Below are 15,539 nucleotides of genomic sequence, written 5' to 3'. Positions count from 1 at the left end.
ACAAAATGAAAACATATAAAAAAGGGATAGCTTTATCTCTTGCTATTTTAATAGCAGCAAGTACATCAGTGCCTGCATTTGCTGCGGAAAACACTTCTGCTAAAGAAGAAGTTATTTATATAATGACGCAGGCTGACGGTACAGTAGATAATATCAATGTCGTTAATCTCTTTTGCGGTGGTAATATTACAGATTATGGTGATTATTCATCCGTTAAAATGTTGACTACAACGGATGAAATCAATCAAACGGGCGATACCATTACGTTCTCGTCTTCTGCTGAAAAAGTATATTATCAGGGAACATTAAAAGAAAAAGAAATACCATGGAATATTTCAATTCAATATTTTTTAGATAATAAAGAATATACCGCAGAAGAAATCGCAGGTAAAAGCGGTTCGCTAGAAATAAAGATTTCGATTACTGAAAATAGCGATTGTAAAGGTTCTTACTTTAACGATTACGCCTTACAATCAACCTTTGTACTAGATACAGACATTTGCAGCAACATACAGGCAGATGGAGCAACCGTTGCGAATGTTGGTTCAGATAAACAGTTACTATATACAGTACTTCCAGGAAAAGGATTGGAAGCTTCAATTTATGCAGACGTTAAAAATTTTGAAATGGATTCTGTATCTATAAACGGAATAAAACTGAATTTGAATGTTGAAATTGATGATGAAGAATTAACAGAGAAAGTTGAAGAACTAATGGAAGCAACGCAAAAATTGAATGACGGTGCAACAGAAATTTATGATGGAACAGAAGATTTAAAAACAGGAAGCAGTTCCCTTGATACAGGTATTTCTTCACTAAACAGTGGAGTAAGTGATTTGGATTCTGGTATTGCAACACTTCAAAACGGAATGAAATCTATGCAGACAGGACTTAATACTTTGAACGGTCAATCATCTACTTTGACAAAAAGTTCAACGCAAATAAAAACTGCTTTAGAAACAATACAAAATAATTTAAGTGCAGTTTCTATTTCAGCAGACCAGCTTCAGCAACTTACTTCTGCTTCCAGTAAAATAAAAAGTGGTATCAGCAATTTGTCTGAAGGTATCTCATCTTTAAAAAACAATTTGGGATATGCACAATATAAAGCAGTGATGTCACAAAATGGTTTAGATATTGATTCGTTGAAAAATAATAATCAACAAGCCATAACAAATTGTTCTAATCAGATAGAATCATTAAACCAAACGATTGCTACTTTGGAAAATCAGACAGGATATGAAAGTCAAGTTACACAATTAAGAGAACAGGTTTCAAATTTAGAAAACATTATACAGCTACTATCTGCAAACAACGTAGCAATAGGTGGTACTGAAAGCTATTTAAACAGCGTTTCACAAGGAGTTGATGACTTATATAATGGAGTAGCCACATTACAAAATGAATATGATAAATTTGATACAGCAATATCTGAACTCGCAGATAGCCTTAGTGGCATGGTCACAAAAATGTCAGAATTAACGACGGGAATCAATCAACTTGTTACCAATTATAAAGAATTTGACAACGGACTGAATACATATACAGACGGAGTCGCTACGATTGTTTCTGGCTACAATCAAATGGTTAGCGGAATTTCTTCTTTAGCTTCTGGAAGTAAAGAATTATTAAACGGTTCAGACAAACTTTCATCTGGTTCGTCAGAATTGTATGATGGAATCGCAGCTCTTTGTGATGGTGCAAAAGAGTTAAATGATGGTACAAGTGAGTTAAATTCTGAAACTTCAAAAATGGACACAGAAATACTGGATAAAATTGATGAAATACTTTCTTCCATAGAGGGAGAAAAAACAGAAACCAAATCCTTTGTTTCAGAGAAAAACAAAAATGTTGATAACGTACAATTTGTTATCAAAACTTCTGCCATTGAAAAAGAAGAACCAGAGGTTGAAAAAAAAGAACAATCAGAAACTAAATCCTTATGGCAGAAATTTATTCAATTATTTGGATTTTAAATTAAGAAGTGGGGGAAAAACTACTCCTCCACTTCTTTTGTATTCGTCAACCGAAAAATCAATCTCTACATATCTTGCATACTATAAAAGCATTGGAAATACACCAATGCTTTTATACACATATTAACCCACTCCGTTTTCCTTCATAAATTTTTCCATCTTGTCAAATGGAATTACATCAAGGTTATCATATAAATCTATATGCACTGCTCCTGGAATGGTAAGTAATTCCTTGTTTTCAGTATACTTACTATCCTTAACTATAGCTTCATAAGCATCCTTACCAAAGTAGTAGCTGTGAGCCTTATCTCCATGAATAATTAAAACTGCACTTCTAATCTCATTACTATACTTAAGAATTGGCTGGTTCATAAAGGACTGGCATCCAAGACTGTTCCATCCTTCATTGGAATTAAGACTTCTTGAGTGATAGCATCTTCCCTTATAGTATTCACTGTAATCCTTAACAAAGAAAGGTGCATCCTCTGGAACTGGAAGCGATAAACATCCACCGGCTCTAGAATACTCTCCTTTAATATATTCCTCTGTTCTAAGAGCATTCATAGCCTTCTTCTTCTCATACCTCTGTTCCTCAGTATTCTCAGAATCAAAATATCCATTTGCATTTACTCTTGCCATGTCATACATTGTAGATACGATTGTTACCTTGATTCTAATATCAAGAGCTGCTGTATTAAGAGCCATTCCGCCCCATCCACAGATTCCGATAATACCAATTTTCTCTGTATCAACATTCTCCTGAACTGTTAAAAAGTCAACTGCAGCCATAAAATCTTCTGTATTAATATCTGGGGACGCCATATATCTAGGCTGTCCACCACTTTCTCCTGTAAAGGATGGATCAAATGCAATCGTTAAATAACCTTTCTCCGCCATTATCTGTGCATAGAGCCCTGAACACTGCTCCTTTACAGCACCAAAAGGTCCACAAACTGCAATTGCTGGAAGCTTATCCTCTGCGCTCTTTGGAATATACATATCAGCGGCAAGAGTTATGCCGTATCTATTTACAAAAGTAACCTTCTTGTGGTCCACCTTATCACTCTTAGGAAATGTCTTATCCCACTCTGTAACTAAATTTAACTCTTCTGTCTTTAACATTTATTTTTACCTCCACTTAACAAAATTTTCTTGATAAAACACTGGCCATGTTTTAAGATATTATAAGAATACGACCTAAACCTAACTTTAGGTCAAGCACTTTTTTATTTTTTTGAAAGCAGGTAATACTATGTACACAATTGGACAGGTTTCTGAGATGTTTAATCTCCCAATTTCAACGCTAAGATATTATGACAAGGAGGGATTCTTCCCAAATCTCGAAAGAAAAGGTAATATCCGTTACTTCAGCGATAGTGATATCGAGGCTATTCATGTTATCGAATGCCTTAAAAAATCTGGTCTTGAAATAAAGGATATCAAACAGTTCTTTAAGTTGGTTGTTGAAGGTCCTTCCAGCTATCCGGACAGAAAAAAACTTTTTGAAACACGAAAAGAAGCTGTTCTGTCTGAAATAAAGCATCTTGAAAAAACATTAGCCATGCTGGAATTCAAATGCTGGTATTATGACAAAGCTATTGCTGATGGCAATGAAGATTCCATTTATGCTATGCTCCCTGACAAACTTCCAAAAGATATTCAAAAACTATACAATAAAGCTCACAAGTAACAACAATGCCAGGTCACTTGTCTGGCATTAACTGTATCCTCTATTCAACGGAAAATTAGAATTTAGCAGAGCAAACCACTCTCGGTTCACCTACCGGCCATACTAAATATGCCAAAAGAATTTGATGAAGAAAATAGTGCGTCTTCGTGTTCAGGAAGGAAGAACTCTCAGGAGCCTTTATGATGAATATGGTGTTCCCAAATCTACCATCAATATCTTGCGAAATTGACTTTCTATTACGACATTTATTATGTCATCTATTATGACATTTTGCAAGTCCTATTTTATGACGTAATGACCAAATCGATTTGATCCTACATGTTCTATCTTGCCTTCGTCCATCAGACGCTTCAAGGCTCTCTGAACAGTTCTTTGAGAAGAACCTACTATCTCAGCAAGCCCAGCAGCTGATTGGTTGCCATTCTCCTTCAACAGATCCAGCAATTTTTCATCTAACGTTTTTGCTTTGTTCATTACGCCATTATGAGACAATTCTTTTAGAAGATCTCTAATTAATTCCAACATAAACTGAACAAATATCGTTGACTCCCCGTCCATATTAGATGCATTTAGCACCTTATAATAGTCATTTTGCCGCTCATGAATAATAGTCTCAATCGGAATCCATAAGAAAAACTCCTGCCACTTTGCAAGAATCAAAGTATGCCAAAGTCTTCCTGTCCTTCCATTTCCATCTGCAAAAGGATGAATGAACTCAAATTCATAATGGAAAATACACCCCTTTACTAATGGATGCAACTTTGATTTTTTCAACCAATCGAAGAGTTGTCCTATCAAATCCGGCACATAATTAGCAGGTGTTCCAGCATGTATCAACTGATCTCCGCCATAAACGCCTACGCCTTTGCTTCTAAATACTCCAGCTTCCTTCACCAAGTCATCCATCATAATCTTATGTGCTTTTAATAGATCTTTGACTGAATAAGGATTCAACTTCGTCATAATCTCATATGCTTCATAAGCATTCTGAACCTCTCTGATATCCTGAGGTGGTCCAAGGACACGCTTTCCATCTATTACGTCACTCACCTGTTCTTCGGTCAATGTATTTTGCTCAATCGCCAAAGATGAATGGATAGACTTAATACGGTTCTCGCGCCTCAGCTTAGGGTTCTTAGAAAGCTGTTCTGACACCGTCATTGCTCCAGTAAGCTCTGCTATCTCAATTACGAGATTCGTAATCTCGTCTGTCATTGTAAATGGTGGGATATATGCATCCAACATAAGCCTCCTCCTTGGTTATTTCAATATAAAATATTATAAGTTAAACCTCGAATATCATCAATTGTACTGACGTAAAAAATGTCGTAAATAGATTTAATTAATTTAGTGTGGTTTATTTTGATTTTAAAACCATGCTGTTTATGCTAATCTAAATATAGTTCAAAGAAGTAATTAGTCTTGTCATCAAACAACGAATCATCCTTGCACACATCGATAGTATGAGCAATCGAGCCACAACAAATGTTCTCCATCATAGAAAAGATACCGTTAACAAATATATTAACGAGGATAATGAAAAGTGAGAAGAATTACTTCGCATGCATCCGGATATGGATATATCAGGAATCCTACAGGAATCGTATGAGAACTTATTTATACGATGAAAAGATTAACAAAGAACAATATTTAGATTGGAAGTTCAACTGGTTCGAAAGGAAGTGCGAACCTACCAGTCAGATCAAATATCCTACGGAAGAATTATTCCCCGATTAGAGCAGACAGTACTGCAACAGTACTTTGAGAAAAAGCAAAAGCCGTGAACCCCCTATATTTCAAAGGTCTCACGGCTTATTACGTTACTACTCCAGTTCAATCGTTCCAGGTGGCTTACTCGTCAGATCATACATTACTCTGTTCACCCCGCGTACTTCATTGATGATTCTACTCATAACCTTCTGAAGCACTTCCCACGGAATATTGGCAGCTTCCGCTGTCATAAAATCGATAGTGTTAACCGCACGAAGAGCAATCGCATAATCGTAAGTTCTTTCATCACCCATAACACCAACCGACTGCATGTTCGTAAGAGCTGCAAAATACTGGCCGATGGTTTTGTCCAGGCCGGCTCTTGCGATTTCCTCGCGATAGATTGCATCAGCATCCTGCACGATACGAACCTTATCGGCCGTCACTTCACCGATAATACGAATACCAAGTCCCGGTCCCGGGAATGGCTGACGATATACGAGATGATTCGGAAGCCCCAGTTCAAGACCGGCCTTACGCACCTCATCTTTAAATAAGTCGCGAAGCGGCTCAATAATTTCCTTAAAGTCAACAAAGTCAGGAAGACCACCGACATTGTGGTGAGACTTAATCACAGCAGATTCACCGCCAAGTCCCGACTCAACCACATCCGGGTAAATGGTTCCCTGCGCAAGGAATTCCACATGACCAATTTTCTTAGCCTCTTCCTCAAAGACACGGATGAATTCCTCCCCGATGATCTTACGCTTGCTCTCCGGTTCTGTTACACCTGCAAGCTTGGCGTAATAACGCTCCTGCGCATTGACACGAACGAAATTAAGGTCGAAATTACCCTTAGAGCCAAATACGCCTTCGACCTCATCACCTTCATTCTTACGAAGAAGACCATGATCAACGAACACACAGGTAAGCTGCTTTCCGATTGCCCTTGCAAGCAAGGCAGCAAGAACAGACGAATCCACGCCACCGGACAGGGCCAAAAGGACCTTACCATCGCCAACCTTCTCACGAATATTGGCAATTGATTCTTCCACAAAAGAATCCATCTTCCAGTCACCTGCGCAGCCGCAGATATTTAACACAAAGTTAGAGAGCATTGTCTTACCATGCTCTGTATGAAGCACTTCCGGATGGAATTGAATCAGATACAGATTCTGATTGGTATTTTGCGCTGCCGCATAAGGACAATCGGCAGTATGTGCGCTTCCTTCAAATCCCGGAGCAAGCTTCGAGATGTAATCAAAATGGCTCATCCAGCAAATGCTTTCATAAGGTACATTTTCAAAGAGCTTACATCTAGGATCCACCGTCACCTTCGTCTTACCATACTCACGAACGGCAGCGCGTTCTACAGTTCCGCCAAGCACATGTGTCATAAGCTGCGCACCGTAGCACAGTCCCAGGACAGGAATTCCCAGTTCAAAGAGCTCCTTGCCACAAGTCGGAGAATCCGCTTCATAGCAGCTGTTTGGACCACCGGTTAAGATGATTCCCATCGGATCCATCTCTTTAATCTTCTCAATATCTGTTTTATACGAATAGATTTCGCAGTACACACCGCATTCACGAACACGGCGAGCAACCAATTGGTTATACTGACCACCAAAATCAATTACAATCACTCGTTGTCTTTTCACTATCATTTCCTCCATCGTGAAGACTTTTAAACATCAGGCCTTATTATACCGCGTATAAAGTTCTATGACAAGTCCGTGCTATCGCATTCCTTGCTTTTTGAGTCTCGACCGGCAAGCCCCTGCGCAGACTATGTGACAGTATATCCAACCAAATTCCTGCGCACTAAAAATAAATCATTTCTCTTAGGCAAAGACACTTCATCCGCCTAAGATAAATTCGGCCAATTTATCACTTGGCATCGGCTTCGAATACATATATCCCTGTAAATAATCGGCATGGGCATTTCTGCAGATCTGCTCTTGATCATCCGTTTCAATCCCTTCAAATAAGATCTTATAATCAAGCTGTTCAAACGCCTCCGCAAAATGATGCAGGATAAATGAATTATTCTTATCTTCCTTTACCGACAAAAGCAACGTCCTGTCGAATTTTACAATATCAAGATTCATGCGAAGCACTCGTTCAAAATTCGTGTATCCAGTTCCAAAATCATCCAGATAAAATACAATACCATACTCTCGAAGCTGATCAATACGATCCATTGTGACTTCAAAGTCCATTGCAGTCTGAGACTCTGTAATTTCAATTGCAATCTTGTCAAATGGAACGTGATTTTGTGCAATAATCCCAATCACTTCCTCAACAAAATGTTCCTTTTGCAGATCTCGCATCGTAAAATTAATAGAAACCCGTTCCATCTTGATTTTCTTTTCCTCAAGCTCCCGAATCAATCTGCACACTTTATTAAGCATAATCAATCCAAGCGAATGAATGTAGCCATATTGCTCCGCCAGCGGTATAAACCGGTCTGGATAAATCATTCCAATCCCGGGTAGCTTCAATCTCATAAGAGCTTCCGCCGTATCGAACTCACCCGTAACGACATTTTTTACAGGCTGCACATAACACAAAACACGTTCATCATTCAAATCCAGATTATTGTGAATCATACGAAGTTGATTGATAATCACATTAACATTTCTAAGTTTTATCATCATTTCGTCGTCACAAATAAGCGTTTTATTTCTAGCTACTTTAGTTTCAAAATATGCAATGACCCCCTCAAGCTCATTCGTTCCTTGAATAAAATCCTTACATTCCATCAACATAATCCGATACGGGATCTGAAAGCGCGCATATTGTTTTGGAAATTGCTGCTCAATCAATTCCCGCACACACTCCATCGTATCCCTTTTTGGAGCTTCATCCGGCACTCCTAAAATGTAGGTATTTCTTCCAAGTCTAAACAACGATGCCCTATTCAACGATCCACGATAGAACGTATACATAACATGCCCAAGTTCTTGTGGAATCTTTTCATCATTCTCCATATATAATTTTAAAACCAAAAGCATGGTTTTTTTCCCTCTATGATTTGTTTTGGCAAGATAATGATTTAAAGCAAGACCATATCTTGCGCCTGTTTCCAGTTCATATGGCAAACTGTGAATCATAATCAAAAGCGCAAGCATTGGGAAGAAAAATGTAATAGTTGTAAATGTTCCACGATAAAAACTATTCGGAACCATCATTATAAACATGCAAAGCCCTTCAACAAGACATAGACATAGTCTTACCTGCGCAATCAAACGAGTTTTAAAATAGATCAGCGCCACTGCAAGTAGCACGATAAAAAACACATATGTCACCACAAATGGACTTAATTTCAGAGTTTCATACCACATGCCATTATCTGCCTTATATAATCCCCAATGCGTAATCGGTGAAATCAAATTAAGAACACTTCCACCAATCGTCGCCACCCATGAAATCCAGCAGATCTTCCTATCTTTTTCTTTTGTCAAAGCAAGCAAACGTCTCACATAATTCGCAAAAATCAAAAAGACAAAATTCAACAAAATATGATATAGCTCTCGCGACAGATAAATTCCAACTCCATAATCGGGAGCGAATTTTACCAATTGCGAATAGATAATGTTAAAATAAGATGCCAAAAAAACAAGGATAATGGCCCGCTTGTGCAGTTTCAATCCATAATCCTCAGAAAACGAAAGATTCGAATATATAATTATCATTAAGACAACACTAATAAGCATTGCCGTAATGTCTCCCACAATCGAGTAACGTGCAACACATTCTTGTATCAACATAACCCTAACATCCTTTCATTCTCCCATTATATATCCTTCTTCCCATTTTATCAATCATAAGTACTATTTCTTTTTCTACATGCATTGCCCTTTTCCCCATCCTGCTATACAATGGGCTCATGAATAAAATTAATTATCAAAAAATATTAGACCAGACAATTGAACAAATCAAAGACTCCGGGCAACTTCCCTCATTACTTTTACACAGTTGCTGCGCCCCATGTAGTTCCTATGTCATCGAATATCTGTCACACTACTTTGAAATTACGGTTTTTTACTATAATCCCAATCTTTATCCGGATGAAGAATACACCAAAAGAGCTGCCGAACAACAAAGGCTGATTGCGTCTATGCCAACGGCCCATCCGGTTCACTTTGTTTTGGGTGATTTTGATAAAAACGCTTTTCACGAAGCCATCCGTGGCTGCGAAAAGATTCCGGAGGGTGGCGAGCGCTGTTTTCGTTGCTATCGTCTTCGACTTGAAAAAACAGCTAAGCTTGCACAAGAAATGCAAATGGATTACTTTACCACCACGCTTTCCATCAGCCCTCTTAAAAATGCCCAAAAATTAAATGAAATTGGCTGTGAACTAGCCGAAAAATACACTTCCAAATATCTAATTTCTGATTTCAAAAAACGTGATGGCTACAAACGCTCTGTTGAGCTTTCCAAAGAGTATGATATGTATCGACAGGACTACTGTGGCTGCGTCTATTCCAAACAAGAGCGCGAAAGCAGTCGCAGTTAGTACCTGATCGAATGACTACCTTTCTGCAAAAACAAATCCCTTTGTAACACTTTGTTTACAAAGGGATTGCTTCGTTATCGTTCTATTTTTTTCTTTCCTTCTTCTGTAATGGAAAGTGTGGCTTTTGGTCTTTCACCATCTTTATCCACTGCAATCGTAATCAAGCCTTCCTTTTCAAGCACTTCACAAGTATGCTCAAACATCGGTCTTGGAATACCCAGTAATTTGCCCGCCTTTGGCTTTGCAACTTCGTCCACAAGAGAAAGAAGTTCCAAAGTACGTCTACGATCCAATTCCGGATTAAGCTCAACTCCCATCTTTGGCGGTCCACCCTGCGGACCTCCCTGTGGCGGCATCGGTGGCATTGGAGGCATTGGCTGTCCCATTGGCATACACACCGGCATCATTACCGGCATATACATCATCTGCATCGGCGGCATTGGCGGAATCGCAGGTCCTCCTTGCGGTCCACCCGGTTTTTTCTCTCCTTGCGGGCCGCGTCCATAGCCTCCAGCCCCATGATTATTTCCGGCTCCGTATCCTCCGGCTCCATATCCTCCGGCTCCATAGTTTCCCCCCTGATGCTCCGGTTTTGGCGGCATCGGTGGCATTCCATTTCTACTTGTTCTTTCTTCCATCAATATAGCTCCTCCTATTTTAATCTCTATCATGAAAATAATCTACAATCTCATTCACCACATCGTCCACTGACGGCATTCTGCATGGATTTGTAGAATCATGATTATCAATAAAATAATATCCATCTACAGCCAATTGCTGCACATTTCTTTGCACCGCTGCGTTTCGATAAAGCATCGGGCTCATATTCATTGCAATCAATTTCGGTCCTTCAAAAGAAAGAACATTGGTTGAAAGCAAATCATCTGCAATACCATTTGCAAGTTTCCCTAGCATATCAGCCGACGCCGGTGCAATCAACAGTAAATCTCCATCCAGCGTCCAGGATTGGTATGTCCGATCCCAAATCACCGGCGAGTCAAATTGGTCTATCTGAATCGGATTGGCACTCGCTCTTTGTAACATTAATGGCGTTACAAAGTTGAGCGCATTCTTCGTCGGGATGATTTTAACTTCAGCACCCAAACTACGAAGACTTGTTGCAATATCAACTGCTCGTCCAGCCGGTGTACATCCGCATACTCCAAGTAATATCGTTTTATTTTCTAACATAGTTCCTCCTTATCTACCATAACGCGCCTCTGGATAATAACAAGACAGGCCTTCTCGACAATAGTCACTTTCATTTTCCGGTCGAATCATTTGATGCAAATATTGCTCCTGACAGGTACATTTTTTTGCAATTTCAATATTATCTCTCGTCAGCTTTACATCGCGCATCACATCGGTCATCTGATCTAATCGTCCAACAATTTTCACAGCATGAACCCCCATCTCATTAAGTGCATAAATCGCACACTGACCACAGGCATATTCATGATAATAGCGCCCGATCATTGCATTTGTCTGCAATACCTTTACCGCATTTTCATAAACATCCGGAGTATAATAGCCATAATAACGGGCTGCCTGACTTCGAATTGTTGCACAGATAGCGCCACATTCGCCTCCATGAATGCCCAGACAATTTGCATCCATATAGCGGCAGCCATTTCGCATCAAAAATGCTTCATACTGCACATAAGGTACCTTTGTCATAATGCTCTCAATTTCCTGCAACGATAATTCTCTTGGCAATATCAATCGCTGCACTCCACGTTCTGCATAAATTCCGGCTATTTCCGAATTGACAACGCCACACATGGTGCTGGCAACCGGTTGTAGATGATGCTTTAACACAAGCGGTATCAAATCCGGCGTGCTTATAATTATGCCATCCACACCATATTCGGATAATTTCTCCAAAAATGCTTCAAGATACCTTTCTTGTTCTCTTAAATACCCCGGCGCATTAAGTGTTATGTAGATAGCGGCTTTCAATGCATGTACTTTTTTTGTAATTTTCTCAATATCCTGCAAGGTATAGCGGTTCGCAACGTCTTTAAACAAGGTCAAACGATTAATATCACTATAAGATCCAAATTGTTCTTGCCAACTCTTGCCGTAAAAGCCCATATAAAACTCTTCCGCTCCGCTGCGATGCATATCCTCTATCGCTTCTAGCCGGTTACAAGGTGTTAAGATCTTCATGGGACTGCCACCATATCCTCTCCCATAATGCATATTAATCCCAGCACATAATCGACCGGCCAGTACCAATAGCGATCTGCTTTTTTGCTCATCCACGTAATCGGTGCCGCTTGAATATACACACCTCTCCCCACCAGATACATCGGAAAATGTTCTTCTAATTTCAGATATCCAGCCATACAGGTTGTTTTACAACGTTGATTCTGTTGGAAATACAAGTTCTTTGGATTAGCAGCTGCAGCATAGCTGCATGCACCACTGCACGTCTGATACGTGTACGGATAATGCATAACAACCTCGACCCCCGATGGAATCTCAGTCAGATTCATTCTCTGTGCGACATATTCTAATTCTACCGCGTCCACTTTTCCCTCTAAATATACCGGGAAAAATACCTTTACCTCCGAATCTGTATATTGCTCATATCTGGCATCTCTAAAATTCTTAATCAGCAACCGCCCGGCTGTAATCTTCCCTCTATACAAGCCTTCTGATTTCCAGGCAGAAACCTTTGCAAGCATCGCAATATCATTTACTACAATTTCTGAAACAAAGAAAAGACAGCTCATCAGCTGTCTTTCAATCCGCGAAAGCATACCCTCTCCCAGCTGTGGAACAACCAATGTCAACTTACAGGATAAAGAATCCAGAATCCTTTCCCATCCTTCTTCTAACATCCGGAGTGTTTTTGCAAAATATATATCACAAAAATTGGATCCCATCGCAAGTTGTGTCACTCTTAGTTCTTTTAAATATTGCTCCAGCATCGGGGCTTGATGCCAATATTTTAAATTAAGATCTGCCAGATTCAATCCGACTTCTTCCAAATCACCTTGTTCGCAAAACATAACAATAGTCCTCTATCCGTTGTAACTTATTGTTATTTTATCATATCGCAAAGCGTGTTATCAATGTTTATTTTTGTTTTATGCTGTTTTGTCTTATTTCTGTCACGTTTTAAGCATCGTTTTAGGAAGCCTTTTTTTCATATCCCATCAGATATTCGCTCATTTGCAACGGCTTTATTTTCTTGGTTTTAAATAAGCTTGCCAGCCAAAACGGGCAAAATCCTTTTCTGCTGACAGTCATAAATACTTGACCATTCGTTAGCATTAATTTGCCGGCACTTCCCATTTCAAAATCAAAATCCTCAAATCGATGGCGCAGATTCTGTTTCATGCTTACTACAAGTTCTTCCTTTCCTCCTACATGAAACTGCACTTCATCCCATGCAAGATACATAGTCGGAACCAGATTCTCCTTTTGCTCTTTTGAAAGTACTATACGATTCTCCTGCTCGTAAACCAGCTTGGTATGACCAGGATCTTTCTTTTCATGCTTTAGAATTTCATGCTGAGCCGTGTCATAATAAATCCTCGCACAGATTCCACCTTTATGCATGCGAATTGCCCTTCTTGAAAATTCCTTCAATAAACAACGATATTGTTCTGCCGTGATGATATAATTTATTTCCTTTTTTTTCATATACGTCACCTTTTTCTCTGCCTTTTCAATTATCACTGTAACCGAAGTATAAAAAGTTAATTTGAAGACCGATTGTTTCCTAAGTGAAGATTATATGAAAAAAAAGAGTTGATTCATATCCTGAATCAACTCTCTATATACAAGAGCGGGTGATGGGAATCGAACCCACGTATCTAGCTTGGAAGGCTAGTGTTCTACCATTGAACTACACCCGCAGATGCCCAGTTCCGGAATCGAACCAGAGACACGAGGATTTTCAGTCCTCTGCTCTACCAACTGAGCTAACTGGGCTCACAGCAAGTATTATCTTACACGAATGAGCCCATAAAGTCAACAATTTCTATTCATTTTCTATTAATTTTTTTACAAGTTTTAAAATCGTATCGCATTCCGCTTGATTTCGCCCCTCGACATTAAGTACAAGCACCGGATCGTGAAGAGAAGCTCGAAGAAGTGCCCATCCTTTTACCCCTTCTTGATCTACGGAAATTCGGACTCCTTCATAGCTTTCCACAAGCGCGACCCCTTCCTTTTGTGCATTTGTTTTAAACTTCTCTAACATCTGCCGGCCATATTCCTTGTAATCTTCTTCTTCAATCTTAATACGCTGTTCGACATCCGCAAATGCAAAGGACATCTTCTCGGTCAACGACTCAATACTCTTTCCTTCCTGTCGCCTCTTTGCAAGTGCAATCAAAAGTTTCACTGCCTGGTAAGCGCCATCATCCAAATAATAATTCTCTTTCATAGCGCCATGTCCAGAAGTCTCGATTGCAAGCGGACTTTCGATTCCTTGTTCATTCAGCTCTTTACATTTATTGATAACATTTTTGTAACCACGTTTAAAGCACAGATGTTTCAATCCCAATTCAAGTTCCAGAAAATCCTTCAGACGATCTGAGGTCACCGAATCCGTTACGATTGTCGATCCCGGATAATCCGGTGCCAGAATCGCTGCCATCATCGCAATCAAGCCATCTCTGTTAATTGGTGTACCATCTGCCAAAACCGCTGACATACGATCCACATCCGTATCAAAAATCAAACCAAGATCTGCTTTGTTTTCCACCGTTGCCTTTACAACTGCTGCCATTGCTTCTTTATCTTCAGGATTTGGCACATGATTTGGGAACATACCATCAGGCTCAAGGAACTGGCTTCCTGTGATATCTGCACCAAGCGGCTCCAAAATCTTTGTTGCAAAGAATCCGCCTTCTCCATTACCTGCATCCACAATAATCTTAAGATTACAAAGAGGATGCTCATAATCCTTCGCCTGTACACCTGCTTTGATCTTCTCACGCAAATCTGCCGCATACAATTCAATCAGATTGAATCGGTCAAAATTCTTTGCTTGCTCTTCGTTTGGGAATAGATCGTCTTTTGTCGCAGCATTTTTTAAAATTGCTGTGATATCACCTTTATCAAGACCTCCGTCTTTCGTAAAGAATTTCATCCCGTTTCGATTGTACGGAAGATGAGACGCCGTAATCATAATCGAAGCATCAAATTGTGTTTCCGGATACAAAATCGACATAAACATACTTGGCGTTGTTGCATGTCCACAATCCACCACATATGCCCCCGTGCTCAAAATCCCATCGCAGATGGCACCGCACAGTTCTTCTCCACTGATTCTTGAATCACGTCCAATTCCAATCTTAATCTCACTTGCCGGCTTGCCAAGCTTTTCGCTTACCCAGTCCACATAAGACTGTCCGATATTGTTAGCTGCGCCAAGTGTAAGGTTAATCGGTGCCTCACCCGGAACGCTCACTGCGACACCTCTGATGTCACTACCATTTTGCAATTTTAAAAAATAAGCTTCATTCATGATGATTAAAATCTCCTGTCCTAATTTATTTGCTGTCAAGACTCGCTCGCGAGTCTTGACAGCCGGATTCGGGTCTGCTTCAGCAGACAAATTCCTGTCCGAATCCGTGCGCATCCTCGCGGAGCGTTTAACTCAGTCGGAGCTTGTACCCCGACT

The 15,539-nt window shown here is 39.7% G+C and carries 13 protein-coding genes and 2 tRNA genes; 3 read left to right on the top strand and 12 right to left on the bottom strand.

The window, feature by feature from the left end; all coding sequences use genetic code 11:
- Nucleotides 1-5: 5 nt before the first annotated feature.
- Nucleotides 6-1,976 (top strand): YhgE/Pip domain-containing protein, encoded by a 1,971-nt coding sequence (locus tag BLS20_RS09310; protein WP_090174104.1) that lies wholly within the window; start codon nt 6-8, stop codon nt 1,974-1,976.
- Nucleotides 1,977-2,099: 123 nt separating this feature from the next.
- Here the strand turns inward: BLS20_RS09310 and BLS20_RS09305 are convergent, their stop codons facing one another.
- On the bottom strand, nt 2,100-3,098 hold the full coding sequence (locus BLS20_RS09305; RefSeq protein WP_090174103.1) for an alpha/beta hydrolase: 999 nt from the start codon (nt 3,096-3,098) through the stop codon (nt 2,100-2,102).
- A 130-nt stretch (nt 3,099-3,228) separates the two neighbouring features.
- Between BLS20_RS09305 and BLS20_RS09300 the strand changes: the two genes are divergently transcribed.
- A complete protein-coding gene (locus BLS20_RS09300; protein ID WP_090174102.1) occupies nt 3,229-3,666 on the top strand; it encodes a MerR family transcriptional regulator in 438 nt (145 codons plus the stop codon).
- A gap of 279 nt (nt 3,667-3,945) precedes the next feature.
- On the opposite strand, the gene BLS20_RS09295 is transcribed toward BLS20_RS09300, so the two are convergent.
- The 3 genes from BLS20_RS09295 to BLS20_RS09280 all read right to left on the bottom strand — a co-directional run bounded on the left by BLS20_RS09295 (nt 3,946) and on the right by BLS20_RS09280 (nt 9,146).
- Nucleotides 3,946-4,911, bottom strand: coding sequence for a Fic family protein (locus BLS20_RS09295; protein ID WP_090174101.1), 966 nt, complete (start codon nt 4,909-4,911; stop codon nt 3,946-3,948).
- Nucleotides 4,912-5,489: 578 nt separating this feature from the next.
- Nucleotides 5,490-7,034, bottom strand: coding sequence for a glutamine-hydrolyzing GMP synthase (gene guaA / locus BLS20_RS09285; RefSeq protein ID WP_090174099.1), 1,545 nt, complete (start codon nt 7,032-7,034; stop codon nt 5,490-5,492).
- A 198-nt stretch (nt 7,035-7,232) separates the two neighbouring features.
- On the bottom strand, nt 7,233-9,146 hold the full coding sequence (locus BLS20_RS09280; RefSeq protein ID WP_090174098.1) for an EAL domain-containing protein: 1,914 nt from the start codon (nt 9,144-9,146) through the stop codon (nt 7,233-7,235).
- 119 nt (nt 9,147-9,265) lie between these two features.
- Here BLS20_RS09280 and BLS20_RS09275 point away from each other — a divergent pair, with 119 nt between their 5' ends.
- A complete protein-coding gene (locus BLS20_RS09275; protein ID WP_090174097.1) occupies nt 9,266-9,895 on the top strand; it encodes an epoxyqueuosine reductase QueH in 630 nt (209 codons plus the stop codon).
- Nucleotides 9,896-9,969: 74 nt separating this feature from the next.
- Here the strand turns inward: BLS20_RS09275 and BLS20_RS09270 are convergent, their stop codons facing one another.
- The 8 genes from BLS20_RS09270 to BLS20_RS09235 all read right to left on the bottom strand — a co-directional run bounded on the left by BLS20_RS09270 (nt 9,970) and on the right by BLS20_RS09235 (nt 15,383).
- Complete coding sequence (locus BLS20_RS09270; protein WP_090174096.1) at nt 9,970-10,533, bottom strand: hypothetical protein; 564 nt, start codon at nt 10,531-10,533, stop codon at nt 9,970-9,972.
- A 19-nt stretch (nt 10,534-10,552) separates the two neighbouring features.
- Nucleotides 10,553-11,086: a flavoprotein gene (locus tag BLS20_RS09265; RefSeq protein WP_090174095.1), complete on the bottom strand. Its 534-nt coding sequence runs from the start codon at nt 11,084-11,086 to the stop codon at nt 10,553-10,555.
- Between the two features lie 9 nt (nt 11,087-11,095).
- Nucleotides 11,096-12,064 (bottom strand): peptidase U32 family protein, encoded by a 969-nt coding sequence (locus BLS20_RS09260; RefSeq protein ID WP_176762356.1) that lies wholly within the window; start codon nt 12,062-12,064, stop codon nt 11,096-11,098.
- Nucleotides 12,061-12,912 carry a hypothetical protein gene (locus tag BLS20_RS09255; protein WP_090174093.1) on the bottom strand — a complete coding sequence of 284 codons (852 nt, stop codon included), beginning with the start codon at nt 12,910-12,912 and terminating at the stop codon, nt 12,061-12,063. Before BLS20_RS09255 ends, BLS20_RS09260 begins: the two co-directional genes overlap by 4 nt.
- Nucleotides 12,913-13,033: 121 nt before the next feature.
- On the bottom strand, nt 13,034-13,549 hold the full coding sequence (locus BLS20_RS09250; RefSeq protein WP_090174092.1) for a hypothetical protein: 516 nt from the start codon (nt 13,547-13,549) through the stop codon (nt 13,034-13,036).
- 144 nt (nt 13,550-13,693) lie between these two features.
- A tRNA-Gly gene (locus BLS20_RS09245) sits at nt 13,694-13,764 on the bottom strand.
- A 3-nt stretch (nt 13,765-13,767) separates the two neighbouring features.
- A tRNA-Phe gene (locus BLS20_RS09240) sits at nt 13,768-13,840 on the bottom strand.
- 49 nt (nt 13,841-13,889) lie between these two features.
- On the bottom strand, nt 13,890-15,383 hold the full coding sequence (locus BLS20_RS09235; RefSeq protein ID WP_090174091.1) for a phosphohexomutase domain-containing protein: 1,494 nt from the start codon (nt 15,381-15,383) through the stop codon (nt 13,890-13,892).
- Nucleotides 15,384-15,539: the final 156 nt, after the last annotated feature.

The organism is Eubacterium oxidoreducens, from assembly GCF_900104415.1.
GTDB classification, from domain to species: Bacteria; Bacillota; Clostridia; order Lachnospirales; family Lachnospiraceae; genus Eubacterium_C; species Eubacterium_C oxidoreducens.
Note: the sequence above shows the minus strand (reverse complement) of the source record. Positions and strands in the feature narration are given on the sequence as shown.